Annotated in this window: 10 protein-coding genes and 1 other annotated feature; all 10 genes read right to left on the bottom strand. The window is 48.0% G+C overall.

Features of this window, described 5'->3' with window-relative positions; translation table 11 throughout:
* Positions 1-12: 12 nt before the first annotated feature.
* Positions 13-543 (bottom strand): rod shape-determining protein MreD, encoded by a 531-nt coding sequence (mreD, locus tag AC07KQ_RS06360; protein WP_003565130.1) that lies wholly within the window; start codon positions 541-543, stop codon positions 13-15.
* A 1-nt stretch (position 544) separates the two neighbouring features.
* Positions 545-1405 (bottom strand): rod shape-determining protein MreC, encoded by an 861-nt coding sequence (gene mreC / locus AC07KQ_RS06355; protein WP_003565129.1) that lies wholly within the window; start codon positions 1403-1405, stop codon positions 545-547.
* 88 nt (positions 1406-1493) lie between these two features.
* The gene (locus AC07KQ_RS06350) at positions 1494-2495 is read right to left on the bottom strand and encodes a rod shape-determining protein (RefSeq protein WP_003565127.1); all 1002 of its coding nucleotides are present in this window, start codon (positions 2493-2495) and stop codon (positions 1494-1496) included.
* Positions 2496-2634: 139 nt separating this feature from the next.
* Entirely contained in the window at positions 2635-3303 is a 669-nt protein-coding gene (gene radC, locus AC07KQ_RS06345) for a RadC family protein (protein WP_003565124.1), read from the bottom strand.
* Positions 3304-3364: 61 nt separating this feature from the next.
* Positions 3365-4009, bottom strand: coding sequence for an HAD family hydrolase (locus tag AC07KQ_RS06340; RefSeq protein WP_003565122.1), 645 nt, complete (start codon positions 4007-4009; stop codon positions 3365-3367).
* Positions 4010-4198: 189 nt separating this feature from the next.
* Positions 4199-5476 (bottom strand): bifunctional folylpolyglutamate synthase/dihydrofolate synthase, encoded by a 1278-nt coding sequence (locus AC07KQ_RS06335; RefSeq protein ID WP_003565121.1) that lies wholly within the window; start codon positions 5474-5476, stop codon positions 4199-4201.
* A 291-nt stretch (positions 5477-5767) separates the two neighbouring features.
* Positions 5768-8410, bottom strand: a complete 2643-nt coding sequence (locus AC07KQ_RS06330) for a valine--tRNA ligase (RefSeq protein WP_003565119.1) — start codon at positions 8408-8410, stop codon at positions 5768-5770.
* Between the two features lie 90 nt (positions 8411-8500).
* Positions 8501-8702, bottom strand: a binding site (T-box leader).
* Positions 8703-8784: 82 nt separating this feature from the next.
* Positions 8785-9438, bottom strand: coding sequence for a redox-sensing transcriptional repressor Rex (locus AC07KQ_RS06325; protein ID WP_003565117.1), 654 nt, complete (start codon positions 9436-9438; stop codon positions 8785-8787).
* A 305-nt stretch (positions 9439-9743) separates the two neighbouring features.
* Positions 9744-10961, bottom strand: a complete 1218-nt coding sequence (gene thiI, locus AC07KQ_RS06320; RefSeq protein ID WP_003565115.1) for a tRNA uracil 4-sulfurtransferase ThiI — start codon at positions 10959-10961, stop codon at positions 9744-9746.
* 16 nt (positions 10962-10977) lie between these two features.
* Positions 10978-12135, bottom strand: coding sequence for a cysteine desulfurase family protein (locus AC07KQ_RS06315; protein WP_003565113.1), 1158 nt, complete (start codon positions 12133-12135; stop codon positions 10978-10980).
* Positions 12136-12390: the final 255 nt, after the last annotated feature.

The raw sequence follows: 12390 nt of genomic DNA, 5'->3' as shown, positions 1-12390 counted from the left end.
TCATCACCCCAACTATTCTTCAGCTAAATTGTCTAACAAACGGTGCAACGGCCCATATACAATGACAAACAACGCCAAGTTGACTGTCAGACCAGGGCCGAGGTGGTTTGCAATAAGCATCACGACATTTCCAGTACCGAAACCGATAAACCGATTCATGATGTAGTTCGCAATGCCATACAGTAATAACCCAATAATATAAACCATACCGACAAACACCGGTGTTCGCGGAATATACGGCCGAATCTGTCGAATGGTATAAATGACTAATGGAAAGAGCAGTGCATTGACCCCTAAAATGCCAGTATAAAACGTATCAAACAAGAGTCCAATGAGCGCAGCAATCCAAGTAATATACTTTTCCTCAGGGACAAATAACGTGATCATGATGAGTCCAAGTAATGTCAGCTGCGGCGTGCCCATAAAATTTGGGCGCATGATCCATTGGGCTAATACCGATGCCAGACTGCCATCAATCAACATCAGCAACAACAACAGGAGAACAACCCACCAATGACCAGTAAAGTGTTTTTCATTCAGCATCTTAGTCACCTGCAATCGTGCGCGAAATGACGGTCACCACAGTAACATCATTCAGACTGGCGGCAGGCGTTAGGTAAACACTGTTGGCCAAACCATAGTCATCTTTTTTGACGCTGGCAACTTTCCCGATGAGTAAGCCTTTCGGGGTCATACCGCCTAACCCGCTGGTGACAACATCGTCGCCTTTTTTAATATCAGTATCAGTATTCAGCTCACCCAAAATGAGATCACCGGACTTCTCGTCGTAACCAGTAATGATCCCGTTCACTTCTTTATCGCCTTTAGTTTCAACAGCGGCGGCGATGCGATCACTAGACTTGTTAGCCGTCGACAACATCTCAACCTTGGCGTTCGTCCGATTGACTTCAACAACTCGACCAATCAGTCCCGAACCGGCCATAACCGGCATACCTTTCTTGACGCCAGCAGCGCTGCCTTGATTAATCACAACCATGTTGCGCCAGTCACTTGGTGTCCGTAAAATCACCGCGGCACTAATTTGAGAATAATCGGTCAAGGTGCCGTTTAACTTCAACTGAGTTTTCAGCTGCTTGTTTTCCCGCTTAAGTGTCTGCACCTGAACCTTCGTCTGAGCTAAATTATCCAGCTGACTTTTTAGCCGTTGATTCTCCTGAAAGGTATCCAAAAGGTTGTTGATGTCATCCAAGCCATTCCGAGCAAAATCCCCAGGAATGGCAACCAAGCGACCGCCAATGCCCACGACATCGTTGGCAATCCGTTGAATAAATGGCGGGGTGTTACGATTATTACTCGCATACATCGACCCTGCGATCAAACCAAGACTGACCAGCAACGCGATCATGAGGGCGATCAATTTTTTATTGGAAAAGAATTTCTGCATTGGTTCCTCCGTCATACTCGCGAAAAAAGGCCAGGATCAAATCATCCCAGCCTCTTGCCACACACGAACCATCTTCATTTATGGGCTGTTAACGCTTCTTTAGGACATCAATATTCTTCAATGACTCGCCAGTACCGATGGCAACACAATCCAATGGATCTTGGGCAATGAAGACCGGTACCTTGGTTTCATCCGAAATGACATCCGGCAAGTGCTTCAATAAGGCACCGCCACCTGTTAAAACAATCCCATGATCAATGACATCGGCAGCAATTTCTGGAGAAGTTTCTTCAAGCGTCTCTTTAATTGCTGTAATGATATCAAGAACATTTTCATGAATGGCACTGGCAATGTCAGTCGCTGAAATTTCGATTGTCTTCGGTAAACCACTCAACAAATCACGACCGCGAACCGTCATGCCGTCAATATCTTTTGCTTTTTCAACAGATGCTGAGCCAATCTGAATCTTCATGGCTTCAGCTGTTCGCTCACCGATTAACAGGTTGAAATTCTGCCGTAAGTGATTGATGATCGCTTCATCAAACTTGTCACCGGCCACTCGAATAGAACGACTGGACACGATACCGCCAAGTGAGATGGTCGCCACGTCAGTCGTGCCGCCGCCAATATCAACAACCATGCTGCCGGTAGGATCCATAACTGGCAAGCCAGCACCGATCGCAGCAGCATAAGGTTCCTCAATGACGAATGCATCGCGTGCACCAGCAACTTTAGCCGCATCAATCACGGCGCGTTTTTCAACTTCGGTCACACCGCTAGGCACACAAATCATGACCTGCGGATGGCTACCGTTGCCGAGCGCCTTTTGCATGAAGTATTTCAACATGGCTGCCGTTGTATCGTAGTCAGCGATGACCCCATCTTTCATTGGGCGGATCGCCACGATATTGGTCGGGGTACGACCGATCATGTCGCGAGCTTCTTCACCAACCGCAATGACTTCTTCCGTTTGGGTATTCTTCGCGACAACGGAAGGTTCGTTTAAAACGATGCCTTTACCGTCAACGTAAACCAAGGTATTTGCAGTGCCAAGATCGATCCCGATATTTTTTGATCCAAATCCAAACAAGACGTTCTCCCCTTATGCTGACTCATTTCGTATAACTCCATGCATTATAGCATATTTATTTCTGTGACAAAATGTGAAACTACCCGATTTTCATGCCAGATGGGCAATTTGAGAAAAGCTTACAACTTTGTTCCCCTGCCTAATTGAACTCCGGATCATCGCGCGCGAATGAATAATAGCGTTCCCCACCAACAATGAGATGGTCAATCAAATGCATGCCAAGCAACGCGGCGGCCAACTGAAACCGAGTCGTGGTGTCCCGATCCGCCTGACTTGGCGAGGGATCACCACTGGGATGATTGTGTACCATAATCAGGTTTGTGGCGCTCAACTTTAACGCTTCTCTAAAAACAATACGCGGATCTGCCATAGCTGAATCTACTGTACCAATTGCAGCAATCTGTTCAGTAATAATCTGATTCTTAACATCTAAAAATAAAATCAACATGGATTCCTGATTCACACCAGCAAACCGAGAAATCATCGTTTTGCCTAACTGTTCGCTATTTTTGATTTGCCCGTAGCGAACCGTCTGCCGTTGCATAGCCCGCCGCCCCAACTCCACCCCAGCTAAAATACTAGCTCGTTTGGCAGCGCCCAGTCCCCGAATATGCTCAAGCAAGCCTTGATCCCCTTCTGCCAAGCCCTGAAGTTTCGGATAAGTCGCCAAAACTTCACTCACGATCTGCTTAACCGGATAATGTTGATTCCCTGCTCGCACCACCAGCTGCAAAAGCTCAGCATCCGTCAAAGCCTGCGGACCATGTGCTAATAACCGTTCACGTGGCAATTCTGCTGCATCTGCCATGAAAATTCCCCCTGTTGGCATTTTCTCACTTCACCGATCAGTTATCGGTGTCATTAGAAAATTACGCAAACGCAGGCTGATTTTTCAACCAAGCTGGTAATTCGCTGATTGATGACAGAATCGCGGTCGCTTTTGAATCGGGTTTTTGCGCAATACCAGGAATCATGACCACTGGCAGGCCAGCTCCAACAGCCGCTTCAACACCAACATGGGTATCTTCAACGACAACAGCTGGCACATTTCCCAGCTTGACTTTCATTGCTTCGTACATCTCAGGATCAGGCTTATGCGCCTGTACATCGCTGCCAGTCAAAATCGGGTGAAACTGCCGCTGCCAGCCGGTTGCTGCCAAGACAACATCCACATAATGCCGCGGACTACTCGTCGCCAGCGCCAATGGATAACCTGCCGTTGTCAATGCCGCTAAAGTTGGCTGTACATTTGGCAAAACAAAATCTGCGCCGCCTTGAATTTGATCAAGAACATCCGCCGTCGAAAACTTTTGAAACCAAGCAGCATGTTCGGCGCCAATCATGTCGGCAATCACTTTGGCCTCGCTGGGGCCGGCTGCACCCACTAACGGCCGAAAATCAGCCTCAGTGCGATGCAATCCCAGTTGAGCGGCAGCTTTGACATTGCTTTTGAGATAAAGTGCCTCGGTGTTCACCAAGGTGCCATCAAGATCAAAAATAATGGTAGTCGTCATGGTCTCCTCCTTAAAGTCGCTCGTGACACAAAAAAACTGCTCACGCGCTGTTCTAATTGAGCTGGTCTCGGCTCTTCTGAAACGCGTTCGCCAGCCCAAAAACCTGCGTGTAAGGACCCTGAACGCAATGGCCAAAGCCCTGCCATCACGTTCAGGTCCGCTTACACTCCGGTTTCTACCCGGGTTGGCTCACGCTCTTAAAGTTTGTCGAACATCAGCGGCCAGATAAAGCGAGCCGGTTAAGATGATTGGCTGATCCGGATCGTCAGCAAGGCTCGCGGCCATTGCTTCTTGCCAGGAATCCTTTAATTGGCCTTCATGCAAGGCTGCATACCCAGCCTCAGGCAAAGCCCGGGCATTGCCTGGTACCGGTACGAGATACACGGTATGAAATGCCTTCGTTAGTGCATCGGCCATGGTGTGATAATCCTTGTCAGCCAAAATGCCAGCAATCACTGTCACCGGTTGCTTAAAGAGCTGGTGCAATGCGGCAATTAATCCCTTGATGCCGTCCGGATTATGGGCGCCGTCAATCACAATCAGTGGTTCGTCACTTAACTTCTCTAATCGCGCCGGCCATCGACTGGCCGCTAGCCCTTTGCGAATCTCCTGCGACTTCAACGGCCAATTCGTTGCAGAGGCATAGACTTTTGCCGTCTGAATCGCAATTGCCATATTTCGCTGTTGGTAATCACCAACCAGCGGTATATCTATGTCTGTCAGCTCACCATCCTTGTCGGCATAAGTCAGTCGCTGACCCCAGCCATGCAAGCGCGCTTTAGGAACGGAAAAGTCGCGGTCAAATCGCAACCACATGCTAGCTGTTGCTGCAACCTTTGCCGCCACAACAGCATCAGCATCTGGTACCAAATTGCCAGTCACAACCGGGACGTGCGGTTTAATGATGCCAGCTTTATGCGTTGCAATCGCAGTAATCGTATCGCCAAGCAGTTTTTGATGGTCTAAAGCTACCTCAGTCAGCACACTTACAACCGGCGTGATCACATTGGTGGAATCCGTGTCGCCACCAATCCCCACCTCAATCACTGCCAAATCCACCTGTTTTTGATCAAAATACCAAAAGGCCAGAGCCGTGATAAATTCAAATTCCGTGACCCCGAAATCTGGTGTCGCTTGCCGCAGCTGGGTTAAGGCCTGTTGTCCGACAGCGACCGCTTTAACAAGCTCAGCATCAGGAATGGGCTGATGATCAATCATCATGCGCTCATTAAACCGCATAATGAACGGTGATGTATACAAACCGACGCTCAAACCGCTTGCTTCAAGGATATGGGCAATGGCATTGGCGGCTGAGCCTTTACCATTTGTCCCAGTGACATGAATATAATGGCCTCGTTTTTGCGGGTCACCCAAGGCATGCAACAAGGTGAGAATGCGCTGATGATCGCCAGTTTTGGCCAAGCGCGGAAACGAATGAATATACGCGACACTTTCGGTGTAGTCCATGGTCAACTTCTTTCCTCAGGGCATGAACGCGCCCGGTTTCTATGCCAGCGTGCAAGTGCTAGCTTCATAAGTTTCATGATACCAGAAATTCTGGAGAAGTTATGATGTTTACCCAGTGATTTTTGAATGATAACTAGACGTAACCTTGTGCCAAAAGCGTTTAATCGTCAGCCGTCTATAGGCAAACAAAAAGGACTGGCCATGTTACCATGGTCAGTCCCCTTTTCAATCAATCTATTAACAAAAAGCAAACCAACGTCAATCTGATCGTTACCTTAAAGCGAAACTTGATTAAGCCTGCTGCAACTGTGCCAACCGCTGCTGTGTGCTGTTCAGCTGATCGGCAAAATTGCTGCGCTTGGTCCGTTGTTCTTCAACAACTGCCTCAGGTGCCTTGGCGAGGAAGCCTTGATTGTTCAGCTTTTTATCGATGCGATCGATTTCTTGCTGAAGCTTCTTAGCGTCCTTTGTCAACTTAGCGCGCTCTTCATCAAGATCCACCAGTTCATTTAACGGTACGAAGATTGTTGCTCCCGTGATCACGGTGCTGCCAGCCATTTTGGGCTCGGCAACATCGGTTCCTACTGTGAAAGCTTTGCTGTTAACAAACCGATCAATAAAGTCAAAATTGTCCTCAAAAATTGGCTTCAAAGCCGGGTCAGTTAATTTGACAATAATGTCAACCTTCGTCTTGAGTGGCGCACCTGCATCCTTACGAATGCTACGGACGCCACGAATCAAAGCGATGATTGAATCCATGGCATCAACAGCGGCCGAATTTTCAAAAGCATCATTAGCAACTGGATAACTGGCTGTTACAATTGACTGTCCTGCGTGTGGCAAAGCAAGCCATAACTTTTCAGTCACAAACGGCATGACTGGGTGCAATAGGCGCAGAATCTGGTCAAGCGCATAAGCAAGGTTAACTCGCTTAGCTGCCTTCGCTTTTTCGTCATCGCCATAAAGCACTTCTTTACTCATTTCAACATACCAGTCAGCAAAAACGTTCCAAGTAAAGTTATAAAGAGTCCGACCCATTTCGCCGAATTCGAAGCGTTCAGATAGATCAGTGACCTGCTTAATCGTTTCGTTCAATTGGGCAAATAACCACTTATCAGATAAATCGAAGGTGCTTGGATCTGGTTGTTGCGGCTTCTCCAAGTCCCCGAGATTCATCATCACGAATCGGGAGATGTTCCAGATTTTGTTAATGAAGTTCCAAGCGGCTTCAACTTGTTTGTAACTAAAGCGAGTATCCTGACCAGGCTTATTCCCTGTAATCAAGAACCAGCGCAAAGCATCGGCCCCGTATTTTTCGATCACATCCATCGGGTCAATCCCATTGCCCAAGGATTTACTCATCTTGCGGCCTTGTTCGTCTCGCATCAGGCCATGGATCAAGGTGTACTTGAACGGACGCTCGCCAGTGAAATGCAGCCCTTGGAAAATCATTCGAGCCACCCAGAATGGAATAATATCGTAGCCGGTAACCAATGTGTCCGTTGGATAGTAGCGTTTGTAATCCGGTGAATCGGTATCCGGCCAGCCCATCGTTGAAAATGGCCACAAAGCACTTGAGAACCAAGTATCCAAAACATCTGGATCTTGCTGCCAATTTTCAATGTCTTTTGGTGCTTCCATGCCCACATAGGTCTCGCCAGTCTGCTTGTTGTACCAAGCCGGAATTTGATGACCCCACCAAAGTTGCCGAGAAATAACCCAATCGTGAATATTTTCCATCCATTGCAAATAGGTGTGCTCAAACCGATCTGGCACGAAGGTCACTTTTTTATCAGCTTCCTGTTGTGCTTTGATGGCAGCGTCCGCTAACGGCTTCATTTTCACAAACCATTGAGTTGACAGCCGAGCTTCGACCTGAACACCGGTGCGTTCACTATGACCAACACTATGCACAATTGGCTCAACTTTCAGTAACAGACCTTCCTTATCCAGATCCGCCACCATGGCCTTCCGAGCTTCAAAACGATCCATGCCATTGTACTTGCCAGCATTTTCGTTCATCGTGCCATCTTCATTCATCGTGTTGATCCGCTTTAAGTCATGGCGATTTCCTACCTGAAAGTCATTAGGGTCATGTGCAGGCGTGATTTTAACCGCCCCTGTCCCAAATGCTGGATCAACATACGCATCCTCGATGATTGGAATCTTGCGATTAGCCAGCGGCAAAATCAGCTCCTTGCCAACTAAGTCCTGATAGCGTTTGTCACCAGGATGGACAGCAACGGCGGTATCGCCCATCATCGTTTCGGGACGGGTTGTGGCGATCTCAATATAACCGCTCCCGTCTGCGAATGGATATTTCACATGGTAGAAGGCGCCTTTATCATCTTCATGAATGACTTCGATATCCGACAACGCCGTACGGGCCTGCGGATCCCAGTTGACGATATATTCGCCCCGATAAATCAGGCCTTGCTTATACAACTCAACGAAGACCTTACGAACAGCCTCGTTAAGTCCCTTATCCAAGGTGAAACGCTCGCGGCTGTAATCAAGTGACAACCCCATCTTCGCCCACTGACTGTGAATCGTCTTGGCAAATTCGTCTTTCCATTCCCAAACTTTTTGAACAAATTTATCGCGCCCTAGGTCATAGCGGCTGATGCCCTCTTTACGCAACTTAGCTTCAACTTTGGCTTGGGTCGCGATTCCAGCATGATCCATTCCGGGCAGCCACAACGTATCAAAACCTTGCATCCGCTTTTCACGAATCACAATATCCTGCAGCGTTGTGTCCCAGGCATGGCCCATGTGCAACTTACCCGTCACATTTGGCGGCGGGATGACAATCGAGTATGGCTTGGCTTTTTGATCACCGCTCGGTTTGAAAACATCCTCATCTAGCCATTCTTGATACCGGCCAGCTTCAACGGCCTTATGATCGTACTTAGGTGCTAATGCTTGCTCTTTCATTGGCTCCACCTCACAATTTTTTTCTGTTCCTGCAGTAACGCGGCCCGCAAGCTGACTTACGAGAATAAAAAAAACCGCCCTAATTAAAAAAATTAGGACGAGTCAGCTCGCGGTACCACCTAAATTGGGAAACAATCCCCCACTTGGTTCAGGATAACGGCTGTCACCGGCCGCTCCCTACTCACTTCAGGACGGCAGCTCACAAGCTACAACCATAGCCTTTTTCAAGGTTTGCACCAACCACCTTGTCGCTGGAAAAAAAGACCATGACCCTCTTGATCATTGCATTAGCTGAATTATAACCCGTTGATTTTGACGGGTCAATCGCTAGCGCTATCCTTTTCGGAAACATAGCCTGCTACGGCTCAGTTGTGCTACCCTTGCGACACTCGTTTAACCTGCTTTTGATGATCGACAAACAATAAGGCTTGCAGTTCACTGGTGAGATCAATGTAGCGAATCGTGGTTGTCGGTTTGGCAGGAACCGGTTTGGGAGCAAAGGTCAAAATGGCAGTGACGTTTTGCGCTTCTAATTGGCGCACCACTGCAGCTTGGGCCGAGCTTGGGACGCAGACAATAGCGGTGTGCATACTCGGACGCAATTTTTCAGCTAAAGCGGCCAAATCATAAATCGGCACGCCGGCAATCGTTGTCCCGATTAATTGCGGATCGGTGTCAAAGCCCATCGTGATAGAAAGATCAGGGTTGCGGCGAAAATTATTCGTCAGCAAGGCACGGCCCAAATTACCACAACCCACCAACGCCATCTGTTCTTCTGAGTGGACTTCAAGCAACTCGCCAAAAACCTGTGCAAGCAAGTCAACCGAATAGCCATAGCCACTTCGGCCTAAATCGCCAAAATTAGAAAAATCACGTCGAATCGTTGCTGGAGCAATGTGCACCAATTTACTTAATCGATCAGACCGCACCCGTTTCTCGCCGGTCTGCTGCAAGTCTTTAACCGTTCGATAATACACGGGAATCCGTTTAATTGTTGCCTGTGATAACGCCTGCTTGCTGACTACCACTTTGAACACCTCCGCACGCTTTTGTTACTCTTTTCACATATTAGCTTACCAGAATTCGGCTTGCTTGGCTATCTTTTTTCAAAAGTAATGACTGGCATGAATCGTTACGATTGTACTGATGTTATCATATTATCTGTCAGCGACCGGGCAGTTTGGTCTGTGCTTCTGACTTTATCACCACAGATAACCAAAAGATGAAAACCGTCAAAAGTCTCAGCTTTTGTGAAATGTTTCCTTTATTAAATAAAAACGCCCGTTGTTTGCCATGACCACTAGCATCAATAGGCAAACAACAGGCATTCTTTTTAAAGTAATTCAGCAATAACATCTTGATCTTGATTCATAAATTGATCCGATGACTTGATCTCCTGAATTTTCACGCCAGCCAGTGCGCGATCCATCAAGCCGGCAACATCAATTTTGCTTTCATAGTAACGCGCGCGATCTGTCTTTGGCTTAGTTTTCGGTGAAGGCGGCGCAAAAATCGTGCAGCAATCCTCAAATGGCATGATCGACAAATCGTAAGTGTCAATTTTCTCGGCTTCGGCAATAATTTCATTCTTATCCATCGTTGCCACCGGTCGAATAATCGGCATCGTTGTCACATCATTGATTGCCGCCATCGACTCCAACGTTTGCGAGGCAACTTGACCGACCGATTCGCCATTGAAAATCGCGAGATCGCCACGCTGCTGAGCAATGGCTTCCGTTAGCCGCAACATCAATCGCCGTTGAACGGTCATGAGATAACCTTCTGGCACTTTCGCCTTGATTTCCTCTTGAATTTCCGTAAATGGCACTTCGATAAAGTAAATCCGGCCGACATATGGCGTCAACTTCGCGGTCAGTTGCTTAGCTTTGTTGAGTGCCTGCTGGCTGGTATACGGCGGGCTGAAAAAGTGAACCATCTCAATGTCCACACCCCGCTTTAACGCGTAATAGCCAGCCACTGGCGAATCAATGCCGCCACTTAGCATCAAAGCTGCTTTGCCGGCAGTCCCGACTGGCAACCCACCTGCCCCTTGAATGGTCTTCGTGGACAAATAAATCGCCTCGCGCCGGACTTCAACCCGCAGAATCATGTCGGGCTGATGCATTTTAACAACCAAATCAGGTCGCTTATCTGTCAGATAGTCACCCAGATCCAAATTCATGGCGTTTGTATCTAAGGCAAAATCGTGGTCACTGCGGCGCGTGTTGACCTTGTAGCTAATGCCCTTTGGCGCGGTTTCGTTCATTAATTGCAAGGCAACTGCATGCACCTTATCCATATCTTTTTCAACCGCAATACTTGGTGAAAAATTTTGAATGCCAAAAACTTGTGATAACCGAGCCATCACCTGATCACTCGGCTCCCCATTCAATTCGATATGCATCCGATCACGCTTAGGGCGAATCGTGAGTTTGGGGAACTCGTGCAGAGCACGGGTGACATTGCCGTTTAACCGGCCGATAAAGGCTTGACGGTTCTTGCCTTTTGTCGAAAGTTCGCCATAACGAACCATAATTTCTGAATATTGCATACTATAATCCTTTCAGTTAAACGGTCGCCTTATCAAGTTTAGCAAACTTCGCATAAACCGTATCAAATGCCTTGTTAAAAGCATCTGCCTCGGCCAAAGTATTCGCTTCATCTAAGCTAACACGAATCGCTGACGTTGCAATCCGGGAATCGGTATGCATTGCCGCGAGTGTACTGCTTTCCGTTCCTTTTTTACTGGAGCAGGCACTAGTTGTCGAAATGTAAATAGCTTGCGCCTCGAAAGCGTGGACGATTGTTTCGCCACGGACACCGGCAATCGCGAAACACAACACATGCGGGGCAAAATCAGGGGTCAATTGGCTGAACATCGTCACCTTTGGCTTTTGACTGACATGATCGTAAATTCGTTTGCGAACAGCTTGCTGACGAGCCACGTTATCCGCTTCATTGGCCAAAAGGAGCCGTAGTGACTTCGCCATTGCGGCAATCGCTGGCACATTTTCCGTGCCTGAGCGCCAGTCATTTTCCTGGCCACCGCCTGTCAGCAATGGCGCGATCATCCGGCCTTCCTTGGCATAGATGAACCCTGTGCCACGCGGAGCATGGAACTTATGCCCCGAAAAGCTCATAAAATCAATCCGTGGATCTTGCAAGGCAGCATCCAGCCCCTTGCCGACTGCCTGCACAGCATCAACGTGAAAGTGAATATTGGGATAGGCATCCAGCACGCGTGCTGCTTCAACAATCGGCTGCATACTGCCAATTTCATTGTTGACCGCCATGATCGAGACCAAAATCGTATCTTTGCGAATCGCTGCTTTGAGATCATCGATGTTGATAAACCCGCGATGATCGACCGGCAGATAGGTCACGTCAAAGCCCAATTTTTCTAGTTGCTTCATCGTATTAATGACCGCAGGATGCTCAATGCTGGTTGTGATCAGGTGCCGGCCGAATTCACGTTTCGCCATCGCCGTTCCCTTGATCACCCAATTATCGCTTTCGGTACCACCACTGGTGAAGTAAATTTCGTTTGGTTTCGCACCGATCAGCTGAGCAATCTGCGCCCGTGAACTTTGCAGAACCTCATTTGCCCGTGTCCCCAAGGCATGCAAGCTACTCGGATTACCAAAAAAATCCGTGCTGACTTTATTATAAGTAGCCAATGCCTCCGGCGAAATCTTCGTCGTCGCACTATTATCAAAATAAATCATCTGCCGGCCCCTTCCGTTATTGTGACTGCGTTGAATTATAGACAAAAAGTTAGTAAGTTTCAAGAGCGCGAGCCAGTCCGGGAGAAACCGGAGTGTAAGTGGCCTTGGGCGTGATGGTCGCACTTTGACCATTGCGACCAAGGTCCTTACACGCAGGTTTCTGGACTGGCGAGCGCGTTTATCGGAGCCTAGATCACATCAGAAAGTTCGTACAACAAGTCCTACGAAAATTACCCACAAATTCGCACAACAACA

The sequence above is a fragment of the Lacticaseibacillus sp. YLM2-1 genome, assembly GCF_056583465.1.
The sequence above is the reverse complement of the archived record's forward strand: the minus strand, read 5'-3'. Positions and strand labels throughout refer to the sequence as shown.